The 22437-nt window shown below is 47.8% G+C and carries 19 protein-coding genes and 1 tRNA gene; 9 read left to right on the forward strand and 11 right to left on the reverse strand.

Annotation, left to right across the window (positions count from 1 at the left end; all coding sequences use genetic code 11):
• From ACXJJX_RS02180 to ACXJJX_RS02205, 6 genes are all read right to left on the reverse strand, one after another.
• Nucleotides 1-882: cytochrome c3 family protein (locus tag ACXJJX_RS02180; protein ID WP_456431518.1), on the reverse strand; the 882-nt coding region annotated here is incomplete at its 3' end.
• The gene (locus tag ACXJJX_RS02185; protein ID WP_456431520.1) at nt 872-2506 is read right to left on the reverse strand and encodes a peptidylprolyl isomerase; all 1635 of its coding nucleotides are present in this window, start codon (nt 2504-2506) and stop codon (nt 872-874) included. The genes ACXJJX_RS02180 and ACXJJX_RS02185, both read right to left, overlap by 11 nt.
• Nucleotides 2503-3087: a hypothetical protein gene (locus ACXJJX_RS02190; RefSeq protein WP_456431522.1), complete on the reverse strand. Its 585-nt coding sequence runs from the start codon at nt 3085-3087 to the stop codon at nt 2503-2505. Before ACXJJX_RS02190 ends, ACXJJX_RS02185 begins: the two co-directional genes overlap by 4 nt.
• Entirely contained in the window at nt 3077-4543 is a 1467-nt protein-coding gene (locus tag ACXJJX_RS02195) for a hypothetical protein (protein WP_456431524.1), read from the reverse strand. The genes ACXJJX_RS02190 and ACXJJX_RS02195 overlap by 11 nt, the downstream gene beginning before the upstream one ends.
• Before the next feature lie 22 nt (nt 4544-4565).
• Entirely contained in the window at nt 4566-5066 is a 501-nt protein-coding gene (locus ACXJJX_RS02200; protein WP_456431526.1) for a CsgG/HfaB family protein, read from the reverse strand.
• A gap of 101 nt (nt 5067-5167) precedes the next feature.
• Nucleotides 5168-7039 (reverse strand): hypothetical protein, encoded by a 1872-nt coding sequence (locus tag ACXJJX_RS02205; protein WP_456431528.1) that lies wholly within the window; start codon nt 7037-7039, stop codon nt 5168-5170.
• A gap of 546 nt (nt 7040-7585) precedes the next feature.
• Between ACXJJX_RS02205 and ACXJJX_RS02210 the strand changes: the two genes are divergently transcribed.
• The 5 genes from ACXJJX_RS02210 to ACXJJX_RS02230 all read left to right on the forward strand — a co-directional run bounded on the left by ACXJJX_RS02210 (nt 7586) and on the right by ACXJJX_RS02230 (nt 12824).
• Complete coding sequence (locus tag ACXJJX_RS02210) at nt 7586-8644, forward strand: hypothetical protein (protein ID WP_456431530.1); 1059 nt, start codon at nt 7586-7588, stop codon at nt 8642-8644.
• A gap of 131 nt (nt 8645-8775) precedes the next feature.
• Complete coding sequence (locus tag ACXJJX_RS02215; RefSeq protein WP_456431532.1) at nt 8776-9903, forward strand: cytochrome c3 family protein; 1128 nt, start codon at nt 8776-8778, stop codon at nt 9901-9903.
• Nucleotides 9904-9997: 94 nt separating this feature from the next.
• The gene (locus ACXJJX_RS02220; RefSeq protein ID WP_456431534.1) at nt 9998-10948 is read left to right on the forward strand and encodes an NHL repeat-containing protein; all 951 of its coding nucleotides are present in this window, start codon (nt 9998-10000) and stop codon (nt 10946-10948) included.
• An 18-nt stretch (nt 10949-10966) separates the two neighbouring features.
• Nucleotides 10967-11782 carry a cytochrome C gene (locus tag ACXJJX_RS02225; protein ID WP_456431536.1) on the forward strand — a complete coding sequence of 272 codons (816 nt, stop codon included), beginning with the start codon at nt 10967-10969 and terminating at the stop codon, nt 11780-11782.
• Nucleotides 11783-11882: 100 nt separating this feature from the next.
• Nucleotides 11883-12824, forward strand: coding sequence for a cytochrome c3 family protein (locus ACXJJX_RS02230; RefSeq protein ID WP_456431538.1), 942 nt, complete (start codon nt 11883-11885; stop codon nt 12822-12824).
• Nucleotides 12825-13021: 197 nt separating this feature from the next.
• Here the strand turns inward: ACXJJX_RS02230 and ACXJJX_RS02235 are convergent.
• The 5 genes from ACXJJX_RS02235 to ACXJJX_RS02255 form a co-directional block, all read right to left on the reverse strand.
• Nucleotides 13022-13119, reverse strand: a tRNA-Sec gene (locus ACXJJX_RS02235).
• Between the two features lie 39 nt (nt 13120-13158).
• On the reverse strand, nt 13159-14199 hold the full coding sequence (gene rtcA, locus ACXJJX_RS02240) for an RNA 3'-terminal phosphate cyclase (protein ID WP_456431540.1): 1041 nt from the start codon (nt 14197-14199) through the stop codon (nt 13159-13161).
• Nucleotide 14200: 1 nt separating this feature from the next.
• Nucleotides 14201-15154 carry an ABC transporter ATP-binding protein gene (locus tag ACXJJX_RS02245; protein WP_456431542.1) on the reverse strand — a complete coding sequence of 318 codons (954 nt, stop codon included), beginning with the start codon at nt 15152-15154 and terminating at the stop codon, nt 14201-14203.
• The gene (locus tag ACXJJX_RS02250) at nt 15147-16133 is read right to left on the reverse strand and encodes an ABC transporter ATP-binding protein (protein WP_456431544.1); all 987 of its coding nucleotides are present in this window, start codon (nt 16131-16133) and stop codon (nt 15147-15149) included. The genes ACXJJX_RS02245 and ACXJJX_RS02250 overlap by 8 nt, the downstream gene beginning before the upstream one ends.
• Entirely contained in the window at nt 16133-17506 is a 1374-nt protein-coding gene (locus tag ACXJJX_RS02255; RefSeq protein ID WP_456431546.1) for a TldD/PmbA family protein, read from the reverse strand. The genes ACXJJX_RS02250 and ACXJJX_RS02255 overlap by 1 nt, the downstream gene beginning before the upstream one ends.
• A 113-nt stretch (nt 17507-17619) precedes the next feature.
• Here ACXJJX_RS02255 and ACXJJX_RS02260 point away from each other — a divergent pair, with 113 nt between their 5' ends.
• The 4 genes from ACXJJX_RS02260 to ACXJJX_RS02275 form a co-directional block, all read left to right on the forward strand.
• Nucleotides 17620-19224, forward strand: coding sequence for a peptide-binding protein (locus ACXJJX_RS02260; RefSeq protein WP_456431548.1), 1605 nt, complete (start codon nt 17620-17622; stop codon nt 19222-19224).
• A gap of 303 nt (nt 19225-19527) precedes the next feature.
• Nucleotides 19528-20085: a cytochrome c3 family protein gene (locus tag ACXJJX_RS02265; protein ID WP_456431550.1), complete on the forward strand. Its 558-nt coding sequence runs from the start codon at nt 19528-19530 to the stop codon at nt 20083-20085.
• An 18-nt stretch (nt 20086-20103) separates the two neighbouring features.
• Nucleotides 20104-21474, forward strand: a complete 1371-nt coding sequence (locus ACXJJX_RS02270) for a multiheme c-type cytochrome (protein ID WP_456431552.1) — start codon at nt 20104-20106, stop codon at nt 21472-21474.
• Nucleotides 21475-21561: 87 nt separating this feature from the next.
• A partial coding sequence (locus ACXJJX_RS02275) for a Tll0287-like domain-containing protein (protein ID WP_456431554.1) occupies nt 21562-22437 on the forward strand: 876 nt, incomplete at its 3' end.

Below are 22437 nucleotides of genomic sequence, written 5' to 3' on the forward strand. Positions count from 1 at the left end.
GGTACACAGGACTTTGGGAGACTCTGATAGTAGCGGAAAATAAGCGCTTCCGTGGGGACCGTGACAGGTAAGGCATTTGCCTTGGACATAAGGGGGATGAGTGCTGGGACCACTTTCCTGACGATGACACTCCAGACAGCTCTTTTGAGGATCTCCCTTAAGCATAAGGGGTCTTTCCCCCTGCCCCAGGTGGCAAGAATTACACTTCCCTGCGATTACAGGCTGATGAATAGAAGGACGAAGAAGCTTTTGGTCTTGGGCCCCATGGGGATCATGACAGTCTATACAGGCCTTCTTTACCTCGTAGCCAAAGTGGGCCTTTTCTAAGGCCTTCTCGTCCGTATGACAAGAAAGACACAGATTTGAAGAATCTTCTTTAAGAAGGGCTGGTTGATCCGAGGCGTGGGTTTCGTGACAACGGAGACACCCCTCTTCCAGGGCCTGGTGTTTAACCTCTCTTTGGTCGATTTCTCCATGGCACTCTAAGCACTGGCTGTCAACAGGCTTTTTCAAGAGGCCTTTTTCCGGGGCCGAGTGAGGCTGATGACAGCGGAAGCAAGCCCTTCGGGCTGGTTTGTGAATATTTTTGCGGCCCAATTCCTCCCAAACCGAGCGGTGGCAGCGGAGACAGAGCTGAGGAGGATCACTTTTTAGGAAGGCCCCGCCCACTAAACCATGGGGACGATGACAGCCGTTGCATTGGCCGGTGCTTACTGGCTGGTGGACGATTGGGCCGTCCTTGGTAACCAAATCCTTGTAGTCTGGATGACAGTCTAGGCAGGTCTTTTTGACCCTAGGAGCTTGAGGCTGAGGGCCTTGAACACAGCCAAAAAATAAGGGAATCAAAAGGATCAGCCCCAACAGCTGCCACCTAATGGACATGGGCATCATCTCCAGCCTCCAGTTCTTTTTTAAGCCTTTGCCATTTCTGCTGGTTAACTTCTATCTCGGATTTTTCCCGCAGCTTGGCTAGATATTCCTTTTTAAGATCCTCAAACCGTTGCTGAGCCAGGGTTTTCTCAATACTTTCTTTAACCATCTCAAAGGGATGAACCTCTTCTGGAGTGCGTTTCAGAAGATTGACAATGGCGTACCAGTCCTCTCCAAAGGGGCTCTTAAACTTGATAATGGGGGAGATACGTCCAGGCTCCATCTTTAAGAGGGCCTCTCTCATCTCTGGCACCAAGCTTTCAAGCGTCCTTCGTTCTGGGCGGGCGCCATGAAAATCAACCTCCTTGGCCACCTCGAAAAAATCCTCTCCGCGTTGAATACGTTGGTAGACTTTTCTGACCAGCTGTTCATCTTGGGTTTTTATGACTGCCATCTCCACTTGGGCTGGCCGGGTAAAATCTTTTTTGTGTTCTTCATAATAGCGTCGGGCGTCTTCTTCGGTCACTTTAACCTGGGGCCAAATAATCTTTTCCTCTAGTTCCCGGACCAAACGATGCCGTTTATAAAAATCATAGACTTCCTTAAGAGGAGGACGGGTCTCATAGTGGCGATTTATTGCCTCCCAGGTGGTTAAAGTCTGAGCTATGGTATCATTTATAATTCGTTCCTTGATTTTAGAGAGACTTTGGGGATCTGGTTCCTTGCCGAGGCGCAAGCGGGCCTCTTTTTTCAGAAGCTCATGGAGGTCGGCTCCGGTCAGGCTTTTGTCCGCAATCTTAAGGATTACCTTTTGGGCCAACTCTGGTGTAGGTTCTTCAAGACCAATTTTGTCTAAGGCCTCTTGGTCTATCTCAATGGGATATTTTTTTCGCAGGCGCTTGATGAGTTCGGCTGTAAGTCTTTGGGATTCTCTTTTTTTAATCTCGGCGGCTACGTTATCCCGGACAGCCTTAAAATCTTCTTCATCGGGCCCTTTTTTCTCTAGAACGTAGAGAATATAGTAACGATCATGGAACTTAAGAGGCCCTAGGATATCTCCGGGCTTGGCCGAAATTACGGTCTCTTTGATGGCCTCTGGTATGGTTTTGGGACGTTCCCAACCAAAATCTTTGGCCTTACCCTCAGAGAGTAACCTCTCAAAGAGGTCATCAAAGTCTTGAGGGGTTTTGATCTTTGCCTTCCAGGCCTCGACTTCTTTTTTGTCTTTGGAGATTAGGGCTTTTATCTTTAGACGAGGGGTATAATTCTTAACATACTCTGGCCAAAGGGTACGCCGACTGAGGTCGATCTGGCTGTCAACCTCATCGTACTTTAATTGCATTAAGGAACGGACCTGAATAAAGACCTGGAGCTTTCTTTGATAAGATGGCTCTTGGTCAAGCCCTAAAGCCAAGGCCTCATCGGCCAGGAGATTCCAGTCGATAAAGGGATCTGGGGTCTCAGGGACTTTCATGCCAGGCTCTTTCCAGTATTTCCACCAACGCTTGAAATCATCCTCGGTATATTTCTGACCGTTTATTTTGACAAGATAGTCTTTTCCCCAAAAGCCCCAAGAAGGGCCTGGAAAAAGGAAGAAGATCATCAATATCAAAAGGAGTCTTTGTATAATCCTCACTTATGGCAACCTCCTAGTCCTTTTTTTTGCCATTCAGCTACGATCTCAGAAATCATTTTCTGGGCCAACCCCGTAATCGTGCAGATTCGTCCAAAGTGTAAAGCCTTGCGATAGTCTTCTCCTCGACGGGAGTGGTAGGTACTCCAGAGGAGACGTCCGGTCTTTGTCTCTCTCACCCAAAGGTTGAAGGCCAGTGAGACATTGCCTCCCTCTTCTTTAGCCTCCAAAATCTCGCCACTTATTACGGCCTGAGCTCCGATTTTATTCCCTAGCAGACGAACCACTCTGGCTGGAGGTTCTTGGCCAACAGGGGCCCTTTCGATAACCAGGAAATGGCGCACAGCGCCCTCCTCTACCACCTCAAAGGAGCGAGTCCCTACTAGTTGGGCCAAAAGTACTCGGTAAACAAGGCGGGCCACCGTGGGGTGTTCGGTCTGGTTGATAAAGGGTAGGATGGCTATCCGGCAGGGCCTCTCAGAGACACCTCGGACAACATCAATGCGGGGAAGATCCGCTCCACATCCCCAGAGACCGATGACCAGAAAAAACAGCCAAACTACCCATAAAATCCTAGAAGTCATCCACCCACTTCTTCTCTTCTGCCTTCTTCTTCTCTTCTGCAGCGCGCATGATGATCGGCTTTAATTCTTCATTGCGGACAAATCGTCGGTTCCCCAGGATGTCTCGAACCTCTAGAGTATAATAGAGCCCTTCTTTTTTAGGAGCCGTGAGGAATTTGGGTGGGCGTTGTCCTTCATATTCAGCGATCAAGTTGCCGTCTTTATCCCAAAGCTCCAAGCGCCATTCGGAAACTGGTACCGGGTGGGATCCAATATTAAACTTGATGACCATCTTCTCGGAGAAGGCCCGGGCCTGAAGGTTTACTGGTGGGGCCCCCTTGACCACAATAAGGTCTTGCTCGGCTACGGAAGTGTTGCCAGCCTGATCCCAGACCTGAAGAGAGACCCGGTAACGGCCATCAGGAATTCGGTGTCCGGCCTGATCGGCCCCTCGCCAAGTAAAAGAGGTAGGCAGACGCCCAGGCCGCTCTTCGTTTACCACTATCTGGCCGGTCTCTACGGAAGAGATGCGTAGCAACCACCGCGAGACAGGTTCCGGACGACCCATTACCGGCACAAGGACGATATGCCTTTTAAAGGCCACTCCTTGAGGGAGACTCTCCCCCTTTATCGTCCTGAGCTCTAGTTTGGGAGGGGTGTTGTCGACCACAAAAGACGACAGGAACTGCTTCTTTTCAAACTGCCAGGGCTCCCCCCACTTAAGAAGAATGTTTACTGGGTACCTTCCTTCTTTACGAGGGGCTGTCCACCAGGCGACATAAAGCTCTCCCCTTTTAATAGTTGGAATACGACGGCCACTGGGGAGGACAAAATAGACCTCCTCCGGTGCATCTCCAGAGACATCAAGGCGGACAGCACATTCTATTCGCTTACCTCCTCGCACATGGCGAGGCCGAACGAAGACATCGGCGATCTCAAAGATAGGCGGTTGGGCCAAGCTGCGTTCCAGATCAGCTGGAAGACTGGCCATAATTTTGTATATGGCTTGGGAGATAAGGCTTTGGAAGTCATGTCGGCCAAGGCCTAAAAGGCTCACCTCTTCAAGGCCAGATAGGGAGATGGTTTTGCTCCAGATAAGCTTGTAGTCTCGAGCCCGGAGGATTCTTAAACTGAGCCCCAAGGCCGGTTCTTGAGGGTCAAGTTCGGTCACTGTTCCTAAAAGAATAAGATCTGTTCCCAGCTCTCGGGCAGCCCTCGCAGCAGTAAGCCTTTCCGCCCAACCTGTCCAGCGAATCCGACTTTGAGCCAGGAAGTCTAAGACTCTTTGTGGGTGGACCACCTGGAAGCCCTGATCTTCGAGCCCTTGGGCTACCATCTCTGATAGCTCTAGATTGACTCCATTGATGTCTTTAGAAAGATCCTCAAAGGGAAAGACAGCGATCTGACCCTGGGCTTGAGAGCCAAAAACAAATGCCAAGCATATAAGTAAGCAAAGGTATAATATTTTCTTGAACATTTAGCCCCCTTACGGCAGGCCGTTATTTCAAAGTTTTAAGGAGCCTTTCTACCAGGTTAAAGCTTACCTGGGTAAAATCCTGAGGCCGCAGCCCAAAAAGCCTCCCTACTGTACTATAACCACTAGCTGTGCCACTGGCCTGCCAGATCACCTCCCCTGAGGCCCCATCTATGAGCCTTAAGGTCAAAGCTATCACCGGATAAGTATAACTACCTTCTCTTTTTTCTTCATAAGCATCAACCGAGCCGACAACTAGGGCCTGAACACCAAGTTTTTTAGCTATCCGTCGGAGAGTGCTCTTGTCGAGAGAGACCTTGTCACCCAACATTTGTTCTTCTAGAACTACGTCTACCATGGCCTTATCAATCACGTCAAAAAGGCCCAAAGAGAGAATCTGGGTCATGGTGATGTTTCGGAGTCGCTCTGCAGCGTAGCTGTCTTGAGAGTTGTTTTCAAATTTGAGGACGGCCACCCTCTTTATGTAAGAGGGATCTACTCCCTCCCTGACAAAGGATTCCATCATTTGTTTGCTACCACAAGAACTGAATAACAAAACAAAGAGGCCCATGTAAAATAAAACGGTAAACTTCAGTAGCTTCTTCATAAAAAAAACCCCCGTTTTTCTTAAAAAGAGGCCGTTAGATTTATCATCCAGGTCCATTGAGTCTGGTTATCACTCTTAGCCCAGGAATAGTTGGTTTTTAGGGAAAGATATTGGCTAATACTCCAAGAGAGGAATACAGAGTACTGATCACTAGTGGTATCACCTGAACGAGAGCCCGAATATTGAACATTGAACTGGACCTTCGGACTTATGGCCCACCAAAAGGAGCCATTAATAGAATAGGTTGTATCTTCCGTATCAGACCAGGAGACGGCCTCTGCCACTCGGATCAAGACAACATCTGAGGCCCGCCAGCTGGCATCGACAGAAAAATCATGGCTAGTAGCCTCACTGGTAGTAGCCCCTGAGGTCTTACTTTGCGTATAGTTGTAAAGGGTGTTGACTGTCAGGCTGGGGCGTATCCTGGCCGTAAGGTTTATTCTTGAGCTCAGACCTGTGGTGTCGGTATCTGATTCGTAGCTGTGGGATTGGGTATAGGTTAGATCCCAGCGGAGATCAAGGTCCGGATAAAGTCTGGCCGTGGTCGAGACGGTCAGGCTGTCAGAGCTACTCTGATCCGCCCCCCCGACTTGAGAGACAGAGTGGGTCAGACCGGTGGACAGGGAAAGAGTATCGAGGATATCAGATATTATGGTTAGAGAGGCGTTGGTGATCTTGGTCTCTGGCTGTCCCTCCATCTTATTGCTGCTCTGGGAAAGGTTTGCCTGGGTCTGGAAATACTTGTTTATAAACCAGGAACCAGCCAGAGTCTGGACAGTATTTTCGCTTTGGCCTCCCGGGTCAGGGACATTTTTGTCATAGGCCAGGAAATAAGAAAGGGATATATTTTCATTAAAGCTATAAGTAACTGAGGCGTCGGTCCGATATGTTTTAGACTTTTGAGTATAGGAGCTAGTGTAAATATACTTATAGGCCTTAACTTCTGGGTCGTTAAGGGTCGGGGCCGGAATAGGGACTTCGGTGACCACCAATTTTATATATCTACCGCCGGAAAAGGTACTAGAAAAGCGATAAGGAAGGGAGACATCCGAATCGATAAGTTTCCAGTTAGAGCGATCTGAACTCCAGTAAATATCCCAGCGGACATTGTGTGAGACACTCTCAAGAATGGTTCCATCTGTATAAAAATAGATACTATCTACGGATTGGGTCCCAAGGTCAATGATGATGACCTGATTCTTTTTTAAGGTTTCTCCATTGGCCGGTTTACTGGGTTCCCAGGTTACACTAATGTTTAATTCCAGCTCTGCGTATCCTCCACCACTTATTTTTCCCTCCCAGTCGGTCGTGGAGAAATTTACCTGTTGGCCAAAATTATAGGTAAGTTTTCGCCATCTTCCCGAATATTGTCCTTTAAGGAAATGGGATTCAGTAGTGGTAGTGGAGTCTTTTACCCGATCCTGGCTGTTTGACCCCCGGTAATCATAAAATAGGTCTAGACCCCGCCAAGTGCGGCCGGCACTCAGTCCCCAGTGATCAGAAGTGGTATCTATCCGGCGAGGTTGTCTATCATCCTGTTGGGTAGAGCTTCCGTAGTAGAAGCGAAACGAAGTTTCTTTATAGCTAGTGGTGAGGTTGGCATCCCAAGATCGGGAAGAAAAGTTGGCTGAATCCGAGTTACGCCTTTCAGTATCAGTAGCACTGAGATTAAGATTAAAAAGATCGTTTCTAATCCCTATATAGGCAGTTGGGGTGAAGAGTTCGCGAGTCCTTGCCGCCTGCTCAAGGCGGCTGTAGCGAATAGTGGCCCCGGTACTAATGACTCTGGTAGCCTGAGAAGAAAGGCTTAATGAATAGGTCTGCTGGAATTGGCTTTCCTGGCTGGAATATTCCCAGTGACGCCAGTCGGCCGAAAAGTTATAGGCCTTCACTGTTTCCCCCATCTGGAGACCGAAAAACAAAAAAAAACCGATTATAAACCTCCCCCACAACGAACCCTTCATTGGCCCTGTTAAATATATTTATTTGTGCCTATTTTCAACTTGTTTTGAGGAGAAAATTCTCAAGAAAAGTAAATCTTTTTTTCCTTTTTGCCGAAAATGGAATTTTTAAAAATCAGTTGACAAAAGCCCGATAAGTAGTCTAGAGGATAAACACTATTTTGGGAATCAAATCTTTTTGAAAGACTAGCTTTTTAGCAAAAAGATTTTAATTCCCTGAATATAGGGGCGAATGGCTAGATAAGGTGAAAAAAGCGAGATCCTGCCTATTAATCAAAATGGTTAGGAAGATAGAAATAATGAAATTAAAACTAATGCAAAGGGGGTGGTAGGTAAGGGGGCTGGTGAATAATTACTAAATAAATGATATAAAAGAAAATTGATTTTCGTATCCAAAGAGGTTATTTTTGTGATAAAAAGGTCTTTTAAAAATTAAAAACCTTTAAAAATTAAAAACCTTTTAAGAAAGGGGGAGCTATGAAAAAGGGTTTTATCTTTGTAGCTATTTTGGCCTTAGTTTGGGTCTTGCCTGGGCTCTCGCAGGCTCGGGTGCAAGGTCCTTGTTCGGACTGTCATACCATGCATAACTCTCAAAACGGGGCAGCGGTGGTCTCCGGTGGGCCATACCGGGCTCTTACCAAGGGTGATTGTGGTGTTTGTCATACGGGTACCAATACAGGTAGCAATAACATCCCGTATGTAAACTCTACCTCAGCGCCCACCTATGGTAATTTCGGTATCGAAAATGGTACCAACACCCTTGCTGGCGGTAATTTCTACTGGGTGGCCCAGGGGCAAGATGCTAAGGGCCACAACGTGACGGCCTTTGCCAGTCAGGATGCTGCTATTGGTCTTACTCCTCCTGGTTGGAACCCCACTGATTTTCAGAAAAATGGGGCGGTAGCTGGTGGTTCTCCTACATGGGGTACTCAACTTACCTGTGCTGGGACTTATGGTTGCCATGGAGATCATAGCCAGGCTGATGATTTTAAGGCCATCTCTGGTGCTCATCACACTGATGACTCCACTATTGATGGCACTACCGTTGGGAAGAGTTTCCGTTTTCTTAAGGGTATCAAGGGTCTTGAAGATTCGGATTGGGAGTATCAGCCTACCTCTACGGCCCATAACCAGTACTATGCGGTAGATCGGGCCGATACCTTTGGCGATGATCCTACCCAGGCCGATTCGGCCAGCATTAACTATCTTTGTGCCGAGTGTCACGGTAACTTCCACAGCGGTACCGGAAATGCTGCTGGTGCTGATGATGAGGCCAGCACGGTTGGCTCGCCTTGGATTCGTCATCCTACTGATTTTGACCTAAACAATGTATCTACTAAAGAGTATGGTGCCTATCCTGGTCCCTTTGGTACTGCTGGTACTTATTGGCCGGGTGCTCCAGTTGGTTCAACGGATATCACCTCTGTTAAAAGCACGGTTCTTCAGGCGGCCAATGACGCCATCGTACTCTGTATCTCCTGCCATCGGGCCCATGGTTCGCCCAACGATGACCTTCTCCGCTGGGATTATACCTAGTGTAATGCCTCAAGTGGCGCTGCAGGTAACTGTGGCTGTTACGCCTGCCACACTACCAAGTATTAAGGTTTAGCATTAACTTGCGAAGAGGGGCGGGAGCCCCTCTTCGCTTTTTGGGCAGGAGGGGGAGGATGGAGAAGAGAGAGAAAAAAATCTGGGTTGTTTTCTTAAGTTTAGTCTTATTTTTGTTTATGGCCGGATCGGCTTTGGCCAGGGTTTCTGGAGTCTGCTCTAACTGTCATACAATGCACAATTCCCAAAATGGCCAGGCAATTAAGGCCTCTGGTCCCAATCCCTATCTTTTAGATCCTTCATCGAATTTTAGTGATCCTTGTGTGGGTTGCCATTCCAATACCACCTCGGAGACCATCGTTACTGTAGGCAGTACCCGGATTCCCATTGTAGTTAACCTTGCTGAGCCCACATATCCGAGTGATGGTAGTGCGACGGGAACCCTTGCTGGGGGTAACTTTTATTGGTTGATCAATAAGGGAGACGTCTATGGCCACAACGTCTTAGCTATAGATGGAGTCAGTCAGGATGCCAATCTTAGTCAAGCTCCGGGTATGCCCGATTCGGCAAGTGGTCAAGCTTGTGCTGACTGTCATCAGAGGGTGGCCAAGTGTGAGAGTTGTCATAAGCCGGCTCACCATGCTGATGATTCAGGTCCTGTGGTAGGGGAGTCTGGTGGTTGGTATCGCTTTTTAAATTCTTCTTATCATGGTAGTTCTGCTACGGGGGTTATTGGTATAGAGGATTCTGATTGGGAGCAAACAGTAAGTGCTACTGATCACAATGAGTACAATGGTACTAACAATGCTTATGGCAATGATGACAACTCCATGAGTAATTATTGTGCTGGTTGTCACTATAAATTTCACGGTCTAAACTATGTGGACACTGATGGAAGTGTGATCGCCGATAATCATTCCCCGTGGTTCCGTCATCCAAATCATGTTGCTCTCCCCAATGATCCTAACAAAGAATATTATTACTACAATAATCCAGGCGGTACTGGCCCCGGGGATTATAATCCCATTGCTCCAGTGGCCCGTGATCCTAATTCTCTTACGGGGATGACTGGTCCTACCAATATAGTCACTCCTGGCAGTGATCAGGTGATGTGTCTTTCCTGTCATCGGCCGCATGGAAGTCCGTATCCGGATATGCTTCGTTGGGATTATCTGAACACCTGTATCGCTGGCACCAGCAATGCAAACTGTGGTTGCTTCGTCTGCCATACCACCAAAGGGCAATAACCACATTTTAGGGCCTAGGAAGGCCTTTTTTCTGGCCTTCCTAGGCCTTATTTTATTTGTTACTTCTGCTAAGGCCAAAGAGCCCTCGGTTTCTGTGGCCGAAGTCAAGGTGGTGGCCCTTCTTACCAAAGATGACCTAGGCCAATCCCTTTCTTATCCCTCAGCTTTGGCCTATGATCCCGTCCGAGATGAACTTTATGTCATAGATGCCTCAAAGGCCAAAGTAATTATCTATAGCCCGGATCTTTTTCCTGTCTTTTCCATCGGTCCGGGGAGAGGGGTTGATGCCCCTACGGGGCTGACCTTAGATGCTGAGGGCAATCTCTATATCTGTCAGAATCCTACTGAAAAGGAGCCGAAAGCTCGTATTTCGGTCTTTAATGCTGCGGCCATAAAGATTAAAGATATTTACTTTGAAGGCTTTGAGGGGGCAGAGACCTTTTATCCTAAGTCAATAGCCATCGGGCTTCAGGGGCAGATATATGTAGTGGGGCTTGACTTTGCGGGGGTAGTGGTCCTTGATCGCCAGGGGAAGTTCCTTCACTTCCTGAGCCCTAAAGATTCGGTCTCTAAAAATCTTCCTGCCAAAAAGGCGGTTATTTCCGACGTCTTCATTGACGAAAAAGGCCGAATTTATTTGGTAAGTGAAGAAATGGGCCGATTATACGTCTATGATTCCCAGGAACGCTACCTTTTTAAGGCTGGTCAAAAAGGTGGCAGTTCTGGTAAACTCAGTCGTCCTCGAGGGATAGTGGCCGATCCTGAACGAGGAGTCATTTATGTTGTGGACTATATGAGGCACATGGGGCAGGCCTTTCGTTATGAAGATGGCCGCCTGCTTTTTGAATTTGGGGGGCGGGGGTGGAGCCCTGGATGGTTTAACTACCCCACCGATATTGTAGTTGACAAATACGGTCGAATTTATGTAGCAGATCTATTTAATCACCGGGTGCAGGTGGTGGAAATCGTTGAAGGGGGGATGGGTAACTTTCCTTTGAATACCACCCCCTCATTTATAACGCCCTTACAGAAGCTAAAGAAATGAAGACTTAGGAGGAGCAAGATGAAGGTGATTAGGGTCCTACTCGTGGCAGGTCTTCTGGCGCTGGTTCCAACGGTCAGTCCGCTATGGGCAGTGGAGGAAAAGCCGGCTACCCCTGAGGCTACCTCCCCTCTCCAGCTTACCAGTAGCGATTGTATTAAATGTCACCCCCAGATAGTCCATCAAATCCAGGAGGCGGGAGCAAGCCATAAAACAGCCGTTACCTGTACTGATTGTCATGAAGGAGGCCATCCTCCTTTAGTTCCCAAGGAACAAATAATCCCTAAGTGTTCCAAGTGTCACCAGGGCAAGTCCCATTTTGAACTTCCTAATTGTCTGGCTTGTCATCGTAATCCTCATCAGCCATTAAATATTGTTTTTGAGGGAGAGACCAAACCAGCTTGTAAGACTTGTCATCCGCAACAGGTCAAGGAAGTCAATGAATATCCCAGCGCCCATGCAGAGGTTGATTGCTCTTTCTGTCATACCAAACATGGCTACATCCCAAGTTGTCTAAAATGTCATGAACCACACCGGGAGGGACAACAGTTTGATGACTGTATCAAGTGTCACTCAGTGCACAAGCCTTTAGAGATTACCTATGGGATGGATATTCCTAATATGGATTGTGGTGCCTGCCACGGTGATATAAAGGAGCTTCTCGAGTCTGGAACCACTAAACATGCCAAGTTGGCCTGTGTTTTTTGTCACCGGGGAGTCCATGGAATTATTCCTCAGTGCGAAACCTGTCATGGCAAGCCTCATCCTCAGGCTATGTTGGAAAAGTTCAAGGGATGTTTGGATTGCCATCAAGATCCACACAATCTAGCTAAATAAGAAAAGGGGTGCTGCCATGAGGAAAAAAGTTACCGCTGTAGCTTTAAGTCTTGCAGGTTTGTTTTTATTAACGGTTATATTTGTGGCCTGTGCTCAGCAGATGGAAAAGGCTTCGCTTGAGCGCGAAAAGGCCCCAGTAAAGGAGGCTCAAACCTTACCAGAAGAAGTCCCTCCACCTAAGCCTCTGGAATTAGCCAAAGCTGAGGTGGAGAAAGAGCCCACCCCTGCCGTCTCTCCAGAAGAAAAGGCGCCTACGGGAGCAGAACTCTATGAACAGGAAGTCAAACCATTGACTCCAGCAGAGTGTGCCCGTTGCCACTATGCTATATTTAAAACCCTTAAAGAGAGTAAAAGTAAGCATCGTTTTATGTGTACTAATTGTCATGAAAAGTTCCATCGTTATAGTCCAAAGAAACAAAATTGGGATGAAATTATGCCTAAGTGTCAGAATTGTCATGGTTTGAAACATGGAGAGGATTTTCCAAATTGTCTTGAATGTCACGAAGAACCTCACTCTCCAAGGGACATAAACTTTGAAACCCTTCTTCAGACTCGTACAGTTAAGGTGAAAGGTAAAGAAGAACAGGTAGTCCTCTGTGCTATTTGCCATAAGAATGAATCTTCAGAAATGCAGGTTCATCCTAGCAAGCACAACGAGGTCGGGTGTCAGGGGTGCCATGCTGACAAACATGGATATATTCCTAGTTGTCTAGATTGTCACGAGCCTCACGTTGAAGGACAGACGTTTGAAGATTGTCTGGTCTGTCATTCTCCTCATAGCCCAACCAATATTAAGCAGTACCCAGAAGAAACGCCAACTAATGTTTGTGGGTCCTGCCATACGGAGATTTATCAGAATCTTCAGACTAACCATACTAAACACTCAGAGCTGTATTGCGCTACTTGTCATGTAAGACATGGTCAGATTCCAAAATGTCAGGATTGTCATGGCTTGCCTCATACAGAGGCCTTACATAAGAAGTTCCCTGATTGTCTGAACTGTCACATTGATCCTCATAACCTGCCAGTAATGAATAGATAGTCCATAGAAAGGAAAGCTTTAGAATGGGCGGCAAATTGCCGCCCATTTTTATTTTTTCATTTAGGCCTATTGAGAGTTTTAAGGATTCTTTGTCCTTTTAAGAGAGATGACGTCAGAGAAACAATGTGAGGCCGGGGATTCTGGGATCGGGTATTGAGATGTTAAGTAAAGCGGTAATCTGAAAGGATTCTCAAAAATGGCGGAAGCGCATGGGAATCGAACCCACCTGCCGCCTTTCTCAGACGGCACACCGGATTTGAAGTCCGGGGGGGCCACCAGTGCCCCTGGCGCTTCCGCTAGCCAGCAAACAGTTAATAAGACCAAGGCTTAGCTGTCAAGACAGTCCTGCTCCTCTGATTATTATCTCCCCAGATTTACCCTCTTGTCCTTGGATCTCAAAATCTATTTCGAGAAAATGTTTGACTACCCACAGATTGGTTAAAAGATGCTGGCTGATGCGGGAGACCCGGTAACGACTCTCGCCTTTAGCCAAGGATGCCGGCAGGACAATTTGATCTGCCAAATGTTCATCAATAGGGGCTCTGGTGTTCAAAAATGTATTTAGGGAGTCTACGGCTTCATCGGCCACGACTTCGGCTGGTTTCCCTTTAAGTCCTACAGCGGTGAAACCGGCCTGGGTTCCCTTTGACTGGGCCAGTAAAAAGACTACAGTTCCGGGTTCCTGACTTTTTACCCTCAGGGTCTGAATCTCGTGGGGCACCTTGAGAGCCTCAAGCCTTCTAGCCAATCGAAGGGCCTGTCTTTTGGAGATGTGGTCTGGGAGTTTATCAGAAACGACCGAAAGAGCCCAAAGTTTTTGAGGATAAAAATCTTCAGTCCAGCAAAACGGTATTATTGAGGAAGATGGGAATATATCTACCTGTATTTCCCCGCCCCCTGAAGGATAAAATCCCCATCGAATTAGTTCCAAATCAAGACTAAGATTTATTTGGCGGACGAAAGGGGCGAAGACTAAAGCCAAGTAGTGGTAACAGGGGGCCATGGGGACATGGGTTCCGCCGGTTATGGTTATTCTACTTGGTCTGTCGGCCAGTAAGAGGGGGAGGTAGAGGGTCTGGAAGACCAATCCGGTTGAACCAGCGCTGGTGATTTCAAAACGGTACCGGCCTCCTTTAATCTTCTGGGGGGAAAAGAAAAGTTTTTGGGAACCTATTTGGGCTCCCTGTACTTTGGCCTCAGAGATGGCCACTGCCGCCTTGACACAGGCTCTGTGTTGAGGCCGGAGTCCGGGATTCTTGCGTCTGGCTCTAATATTTTTGATAAAGAAGGCCTTTCCGGTAATGATTGACAGGGCCAGGGCGGAGCGCAGGATCTGACCGCCTCCTTCTCCATAGGAGCCATCGATATGGATCATACTATCCTTCCCTTGCATGGCAGGCTATAAGATGGTCAGGGAAGTCTTCTCTTAGGCGAGGAGGGGTTTTTTCACAGATACTGATTCGTTCTGGGCATCGCTTTAAAAAAGGGCATCCTGGGGGAAGATCAAGGGGGTTGGGGGGCTCCCCCAGAGTAGGCCTTTTCTTCCTGGATCCTGGCCGGGGAAGAGGGACGGCAGCAAGTAAGGCCTCTGTGTAAGGATGAAGTCGGCCTTTAAATCCTTTGGGAAAAATTTCTACTAAATGGCCCATGTACATGACGGCGATCCGATCGCTCATAAATTCTACTACTGGCAAGTCATGGGAGATAAAAAGATAAGATAGAGAAAAGCTTTCTTTGATATCTTTTAAGAGGTTAAGGATCTGGGCTTGAACAGAGACATCAAGAGCACTGGTCGGTTCGTCCAGGATGAGGATTTCGGGAGACAGGGCTAGGGCTCGGGCAATGCCAATGCGTTGTCTCTGCCCGCCGGAGAACTGATGAGGATAACGCCGGGCCGCCTCAGGGGGAAGTCCTACCATAGAAAGAAGTTCGATAACCCTTTCTCTAAGTTTCCTTCCTTTAAGGAGGCCATGGACAATAAAGGGTTCGGCCAGGATATCACCTATCTTCTGGCGGGGGTTTAGGGAGGAATATGGATCTTGAAAGACGATCTGGATTCTGCGTCTAAGGTCTATGGGAACATTCCGGCCTTGAATCTCCAGGCCATCTATCAAAACTCGGCCTCGGTCTGGAGGCTCAAGGGCCACGACAATCCTCCCTAGGGTAGACTTACCGCAACCGCTCTCTCCTACCAGACCGAGAACCTCCCCCTTTTTGAGGTATAAAGAAACTCCTGCCAGGGCGATCAGACTCCGCTGCCGCCGGTCAAAAAAACCCCGGCTCACGGTATAGGTCTTCCAGAGTTCCTCGACCCTTAGGGCTTCAGCCATGGTTTCTCTCTTTGATTAAGGTCCGTTTGGTGCTTAAGAAATCCCTGGCTAGATGGCAACGGCTCAGATGTCCGTGATAGACCTCTACTAACTTGGGGGGATTATGACAGACCTTGTCCTCATAAGGGCAACGTCCCCTAAAGCGGCATCCCTTAGGCCAGGATCCTGGGGGGGGAACTTGGCCACCGATGGGTGAAAGCCTTTCTTGGGGACCGGGTAAAGAGTCCATCAGCCCCTTAGTATAAGGATGAAGGGGACGAGCGAAGAGTTCTTTGGTTTCGGCTACCTCTACCAGTTGGCCGGCATACATAACGGCCACTCGATCTGCCATTTCGGCTACGACTCCTAAGTTGTGAGTTATGAGAAGTAAAGCCAGATTTCGTTTTCTTTTGAGCTCTTGAAGAAGTTCAATGATCTGGGCCTGGATGGTTACATCCAGGGCCGTAGTGGGTTCATCAGCGATGATAAGTTTTGGAGAACAGGCCAGGGCCATAGCGATCATGGCCCTCTGCCTAAGTCCCCCAGAAAGTTCGTGGGGATAGGCATGAAGTCGTTCTTCGGCAGCGGGGACCCCTACGGCCTTGAGCAGCTCGCTGGCCTTGGCCAAAGATGCTTGTCGGGATAGGCCTTCGTGGGTCTCTATGACTTCTGCGATCTGTTCTCCGATAGTAAAGACTGGATTTAGGGCAGTCATGGGCTCCTGAAAAATCATGGCTATAGTTGCTCCTCGAAGGCGTCTTAGTTCCTCTGATGAAAGAAGGCAGAGGTCACGGCCGCCAAAGAATATCTGGCCCCCTTGGCGCTTAATCCCCGGAGGGAGAAGACCCATAATGGCCAGGGCCGTAAGGCTCTTGCCACAACCACTTTCCCCCACCAGACAGAGGATCTCCCCGAAATTAAGATAAAGGTTAAGATCCTCAACCAGGCTGATGCCTCCTGGCTCCAGGATTAGATTAAGGTTCCTGATTTCAAGGAGCATTATTTTACGGCCCCTCCTACAACCATCTCCGGGATCCGGATGGTAGGCTGGGCATCGGCCACGGGGACCCCTTGGCCATCTTTACCACAGGTACCAATTCCCCAACCGAGATCATTGCCCACTTTGTCGATGATCTTGAGGACTTCAGGGCCATTACCGGTAAGGGTCGCCCCCCGGACTGGATCTCCGATTTCCCCATTTTCAATAAGGTAGCCTTCGGCCACCTCAAAGACAAAATTTCCGTTTATGGTGTCTACCTGTCCGCCTCCCATCTTCTTAACCAGTAGGCCCCGGTGGGTGCTCCGGATAATACTCTCTGGGCTTTCGTTTCCTGGAGCAATATAGGTGTTACCCATTCTGGGGATAGGGCGGAAGCGGTAAGACTCCCGCCGACCGTGACCGTTGGAGGCCCGGCCGGCCTTCAAGGCCGAGACCCGATCGTAGAGAAAGTCTTTGAGAATTCCGTTTTCTATCAGGACAACCTTTTGAGAAATAACGCCCTCATCGTCAAATTGGTAAGATCCCCGCTGGTAGACTAAGGTGGCATCATCGACCACGGTGACCAGCGGGGAGGCCACCTGTTGTCCGACCTTGCCCGCATAGACAGAAAATCCCTCTTCAGCCAGGTCGGCCTCCAGCCCGTGGCCTACGGCCTCATGGATCATGGTGCCGCCAGCCTGGGCAGAAATGACCACAGGCATTATCCCCCCTGGGGCCCGCCTGGCCGACAACATCAGCAGAGCCCGATTAGTGGCTACTTTGGCTACCTCTTCAGGTGGGTGACTTTCGAAGAGCTCAAGTCCAATGGTGCCTCCACTTGATTCGTAACCCGTCTGGATGGTTTCTCCATCACTAGCCACCACCTGGACAGCGAGGACAACATAAGTCCTCTCTCCTTCCAGCCATTGGCCTTCGGAGTTAATAATGGCCAGACGCTGGCGGCGGTCCTGGTAGATGACCTTTACCTGTCGGACTTTAGGGCTTAAGGCTCTGGCGACGGTGTTGGCTCGTCGGAGGAGGTCAATCTTGTCGGCTACTGGGGTTTGTTCGGGAGGGCGGCTGATTTCTATTGGGGGGACTTTGGTGATGTCAAGCTTGCGACCTTTGGCCTCTACGGGGCCTTTTATCCGGGCCAGATCTTCAGCCAAAGCAAGGACAGTTCTTGAACTCAAATCATTGGTGTAGGCATAGGCCGTTTGGAAACGGTCATAAAGGCGCCTCAGGCCAAGACCTGTGTCTGTACCGGAAATTAGGCGTTCAAGACGATCATCCTCTAGGATTATCTGAGTAGTTGTGGATTCTTCGTAGTAAAGCTCTGCAAAAATCCCTTTCATCCTGGCCAACACCTTTTCTGGATCAAAAGAAAACTTCATGCTACCTCCTTAAGATCTGCGAGGTTTATACGGGCTTCTCAGGGTAGCTCTTGTCAGGGAGATGATTATCCCCTCTTGATGCCTAGAAGACAATAGATTATGCCAGAGGTGCTATGATCATCATTTGCCTCGTCTGGCTGTTTCTCTTTCAGACTTCCTGGCTAAGGGCTTCTGAGGCCGAGGAGGCCTGCCCGGCGACGGGAGATGCCATTATTGTAGGTAGCATTGGCGATGCCTCCGTCCTTATTCCCATGTTGGCCACAGATGCTACCAGTCATACCATTGCCGGTTTTATCTTCAATGGTTTGGTTAAGTATGACAAAAATCTAAATCTGGTGGGGGATCTGGCCCGAGGCTGGAAGATCGAGGACGGCGGTCGGACCATTACCTTTTATCTGCGTCAGGGTGTTTTTTGGGAAGACGGGGTCGAGTTTACCGCCGAAGATGTTCTCTTTGGATTCAAACTTATAACTGCCCCAAATACCCCAACAGCCTATGCTGGGGACTTCCTAGAGGTAGAGAAGGCAGAGGTGATTGATCGCTATACCTTTAGAGTTCACTATCGGGAGCCGTTTGCTCCGGCTCTTTCTTCCTGGGGAAACATAGTCATTCTTCCTAAACACATCCTTCGGGGTCAGGATATTACCAGGACAGAGTTTGCCCGTCGGCCGATTGGTCTTGGACCGTATCGTCTGAAGGAGTGGCTTCCGCAACAGCGAATTGTCCTTGAGGCCAATCCCCGATATTTTGAGGGAAGGCCTTGTCTTGACTTCTACATTCAAAGGGTCATCCCTGATCCGGCAACCATGTTTCTTGAACTTCGGGCCGGAAAGCTTGACTGGATGGGGCTTACCCCCATTCAATACAAACGTCAGACCAATGATCCCATCTTTATCCGTCGTTTTCGCAAATATAAGTATCTTTCTTTCTCTTATACCTATCTAGGTTACAATCTTCGCCATCCTTTTTTTAAAGATAAACGGGTTCGCCAAGCCATCTCTTACGCCATAGACAAACAAGAGATAATTGATGGAGTGCTTCTAGGGCTAGGGGTGGTGGCTACCGGGCCATATAAACCCGATGCCTGGTATTATAATCCTAATGTACGCCGTTATCCTTACGATCCTGAGCGGGCTCGCCGCCTCCTGGCTCAAGCTGGTTGGCGAGATACCGATGGCGATGGCCTTCTTGATAAAGATGGCCGGCCCTTTGAATTTACCCTGATCACCAATCAGGGGAACAGCCTGAGGCTTAGGGCGGCCCAGATAATCCAATACCGCTTGGCCCAAATCGGCATCAAGATGCACATCCGGACGATCGAATGGACCAGTTTCATTAAAGAATTCATTGACAAACGTCGTTTTGAGGCTGTCATTCTTGGCTGGACCTTAGGACAGGATCCAGATATTTACGATATATGGCACTCAAGCAAGATAGATTCGCCAGGGCTTAACTTCATCGGCTATGTTAACCCCGAACTTGATCGTCTTCTTGTGGCTGGTCGGCGCACCTTTAACCGAGAAGAACGCCGGAAGATATATGCCCGAATCCAGGAGATCTTGGCCGAGGATCAACCCTATACCTTTCTCTATGTTCCCATGGCCCTCCCGGTAATCCACCGACGTTTTCGCGGGATTGAGCCGGCACCAGCAGGTATTTCCTACAATTTTATCCGCTGGTGGGTTCCCAAGGACGAACAAAAATATCTCCAGCCGTAATCCGCTGTCTCTTGAGCCCTTGGCCTGAGAAAGTCCTTGGGTTCTGACAAATCGAGCTTTAGTAGATCTCCCACTATTTTTGTGTCCGTGGGGCAATCAAAATCCTGTCAGCACCAAGAATCTGTCGAAGCAGATTTAAAGCTTTGGCGAGGAGGACTTAACAGGAACGTTACAAGTTTAACCCCACATTTACCAGGAGATTGATTAAAAAAAATCATAGAGATAGCCGAAAGGATCTTTAATTGTATGGAGTCAGTTTAAAAGGCTCAGGAAATATCAGGCTTTGGGAAATGGAGGGCTTCTATGGGCCTTAATGGTTCAAAAAAAGCACTGTTTAAGGGATTGATTCTCGGCTTTGGGGTAGCCCTTGTCTTTTCTTTTGTAGTTGCTTCTCAGGTCAAATCGACCAGTACGGTAAAATTCTGTTCTTCTTGCCATGAAATGAAACTCTTTAAGGAGACCTGGGCGGTTGGGGTTCACGGACCAGACGAAAAAGGGGTTATCAAGGCCAAATGTGTGGACTGCCATCTTCCCCACAATGGTCTTTTTACCTATCTAGTGGCCAAGACCAAATTCGGTATCAACGATTATGTGGCCCACGTTACCGGACGCAAAGCCACCGTCCAACACTGGCTTGAACATTGGGAGCACAAGAAGCCCTATGTTCATGAGGCCTATGAATCAGGATGCCGTAAGTGTCATAAGGAACTGGTCGCCCCAGGGATTCCCCTTAAGGCCTTTACTGCTCATCGGGCCTATGAGCTAGGGGAGACCGATAAGACCTGTATTAATTGTCACCACATGGTCGGTCATGGAGATGTTCTCCTTGCCCTGAGGGAGGGGGTCAAAAAGGGTAAATAAATTTTAAGGAGGTTCTTTATGAGATTCTTGAAGAGATCGGGTCTTTTAATCTTATCTTTAGTTTTGTTGATAGGCTTCTCTAAGGTTTCTTTAGCGGCCAAGGAGGTCAAAGAAGGGCTCTATCCCAATCTTTCTAAGACCAAAGAACTGGTTATAAAACGGGGATATTCTCCAGAGGCCCTTAAGTGTATTGAATGTCATGCTAAAAAGACTCCAGGCATCGTTGAAGACTGGAAACAGGGACGGATGGCCCATGCTGGGGTCTCCTGTTATGACTGTCACGTAGTTCCCAAAAGCTCCCCCATGGCCAGTCAGTGCGAGGGGGTAAGGGGGACCAATATTTATACCTCCCCTATGGTCTCTCCCAAAACTTGTGAGCGATGTCATCCGACGGAGGTGGAACAGTTCTCTAAAAGTGCCCATGCCAAGCTGGCCAGTGCTCCGGTAGTGGAGAAAAAGAAGTTTCAGAACCTGATGTATCATCTTGAAGGTGGCCAGTTCATGGGGGTTTCCCCTGATGAGGATATCGTCTATGCCTCTAGAGCTACGGGTTGTCAGATGTGTCATGGCACCAAAATAGAGTTGGGGCCAGATAAAAAACCCATCAAGAATACCTGGCCAGGGGGAATCGGTCAGAGATATCCAGACGGTGGTATTGGCAACTGTACAGTTTGTCATACTCGCCATCGCTTCAGTATTGCCGAAGCCAGAAAGCCTGAAGCCTGTGCCTCCTGCCATCTCGGTCCAGATCATCCTAATATAGAGATCTACTACGAGAGCAAACATGGTCAGATATTCCTTACTGAAGGTGAAAAATGGCGCTGGGATAGTGCTCCTGATGCCTGGGAGCCTGGTGATTATTCAGCTCCTACTTGTGCTACTTGTCACATGAGCGGTATCGGGGAGCTTAAGACCACCCACAATGTTACCGAGCGTCTTAAGTGGGATCTTGTCCATCCTAAGAGCGTAATCCGAAGCGGCGAGAGGGGTGATGGTGAAAAGGGCCGTAAACTTATGGAAAAGGTCTGTATCAATTGCCATAGCTCCACTCATACCAAGAATATCTTCAGCGCTTTAGACAAAGCCGTCGGTCTCTATAACCGCTATTATGAGAATGCCCAGAAGATGATTCAGGATCTAAAGGCCAAGGGGCTTCTGAAGAAAGATCCCTGGAAAGATCCAATTCTTGAATTAAATTATTATTTATGGCACCATGCTGGCCGTCGAGCCCGTCAGGGAGCAGCAATGAATGGTCCGGACTATGCTCACTGGCACGGATTCTTCCAGTTGTTCCAGATTTACAAGGATATGGAAGATATTTATAATTGGCGGATAAAGCACAACAAAATAGAAGAATTGAGTCCGGTTATGTCGACTGGTCCGATGTAGACAGAAAAATCTTTAAGTAATAAAGCTTGTAAGGAGAGAGGGCGCCAAGAGGTCCCCTCTCTTTGTTTTGTGGGGGTATCAGCTTAGATGCCTTTTTCACTGAGTAAAAAAATCATAACTTCTATTGTGATAATTTTAGGCTTATTAGGAGCCCTATTTTTCTTCTGGTTTGCTAAGGAAGAGGAGAAATTTTTTATCCAGGAGATGAAAAATCAGGCTCAGGCTATTTATTACTATATTGACATGACCAGACAATGGATATCCGGACATGGCGGCATTTATGTTAAAGATAATAATGAATTTATCTTATTAACTCCTTCTCATTTTACAAAAGAAATAGCCAATTTTTCTCAAAATAAGATACCTTATCATATAAAAGTGGCGGTTCTTAATGCCAAAAATCCTAACCATTATCCTGATGAATTTGAAGAAAGTGCTATTAAGAAGTTACAGGCTGGTCAAAAAGAAGTTTGGGGTATCTTTAAGGATGAAAACAAAGGTTTACCCTTGTTTAGGTATGCGGCTCCATTAAGGTTTGCTGAAGAATGTCTCAGTTGCCACTCCTCCTTTAAAGAAAATATTCAAGGTTGTATTAGTATTAGTATTCCTGCTTCATCTATGCTTAATGAGCTTAGAAAAAATAAAGAATTTTTAGCTCTTTATATTGGCTCTACGCTAATTATAGTTTTAGCTACTTTAGTTGTTATTATTAGGTTTTTTCTTTTGGATCCGCTCAATGATTTAATTGAGGCTTTTAAGAGAGTAGAGGATGGTGACCTTAAGGTAAAGATTGATCTCCAAAGGGGAATGGAGTGGAGAAAGTTGGCACAAACTTTTAATAGTATGGTAGAAAGATTAGCTGGACATCAAAAAGAATTAGAGCTTAAAATTCGTGAAGCTACTGAGGAATTAAAGTCAGCTTATGAAGAACTTAAAAAAAATGAACGCTATAAAAGTGAATTC

The sequence above is a fragment of the Thermosulfuriphilus sp. genome (assembly GCF_054026695.1).

Excerpts from the sequence above, each read along its gene's own strand:
- ACXJJX_RS02190 (WP_456431522.1), bottom strand. The coding sequence starts at position 3,087 with ATGACTTCTAGGATTTTATGGGTAGTTTGGCTGTTTTTTCTGGTCATC.
- ACXJJX_RS02195 (WP_456431524.1), bottom strand. The coding sequence starts at position 4,543 with ATGTTCAAGAAAATATTATACCTTTGCTTACTTATATGCTTGGCATTT.
- ACXJJX_RS02200 (WP_456431526.1), bottom strand. The coding sequence starts at position 5,066 with ATGATGGAATCCTTTGTCAGGGAGGGAGTAGATCCCTCTTACATAAAG.
- ACXJJX_RS02210 (WP_456431530.1), top strand. The coding sequence starts at position 7,586 with ATGAAAAAGGGTTTTATCTTTGTAGCTATTTTGGCCTTAGTTTGGGTC.
- ACXJJX_RS02215 (WP_456431532.1), top strand. The coding sequence starts at position 8,776 with ATGGAGAAGAGAGAGAAAAAAATCTGGGTTGTTTTCTTAAGTTTAGTC.
- ACXJJX_RS02225 (WP_456431536.1), top strand. The coding sequence starts at position 10,967 with ATGAAGGTGATTAGGGTCCTACTCGTGGCAGGTCTTCTGGCGCTGGTT.
- ACXJJX_RS02230 (WP_456431538.1), top strand. The coding sequence starts at position 11,883 with ATGGAAAAGGCTTCGCTTGAGCGCGAAAAGGCCCCAGTAAAGGAGGCT.
- rtcA (WP_456431540.1), bottom strand. The coding sequence starts at position 14,199 with ATGATCCATATCGATGGCTCCTATGGAGAAGGAGGCGGTCAGATCCTG.
- ACXJJX_RS02245 (WP_456431542.1), bottom strand. The coding sequence starts at position 15,154 with ATGGCTGAAGCCCTAAGGGTCGAGGAACTCTGGAAGACCTATACCGTG.
- ACXJJX_RS02250 (WP_456431544.1), bottom strand. The coding sequence starts at position 16,133 with ATGCTCCTTGAAATCAGGAACCTTAATCTAATCCTGGAGCCAGGAGGC.
- ACXJJX_RS02255 (WP_456431546.1), bottom strand. The coding sequence starts at position 17,506 with ATGAAGTTTTCTTTTGATCCAGAAAAGGTGTTGGCCAGGATGAAAGGG.
- ACXJJX_RS02260 (WP_456431548.1), top strand. The coding sequence starts at position 17,620 with ATGATCATCATTTGCCTCGTCTGGCTGTTTCTCTTTCAGACTTCCTGG.
- ACXJJX_RS02265 (WP_456431550.1), top strand. The coding sequence starts at position 19,528 with ATGGGCCTTAATGGTTCAAAAAAAGCACTGTTTAAGGGATTGATTCTC.
- ACXJJX_RS02270 (WP_456431552.1), top strand. The coding sequence starts at position 20,104 with ATGAGATTCTTGAAGAGATCGGGTCTTTTAATCTTATCTTTAGTTTTG.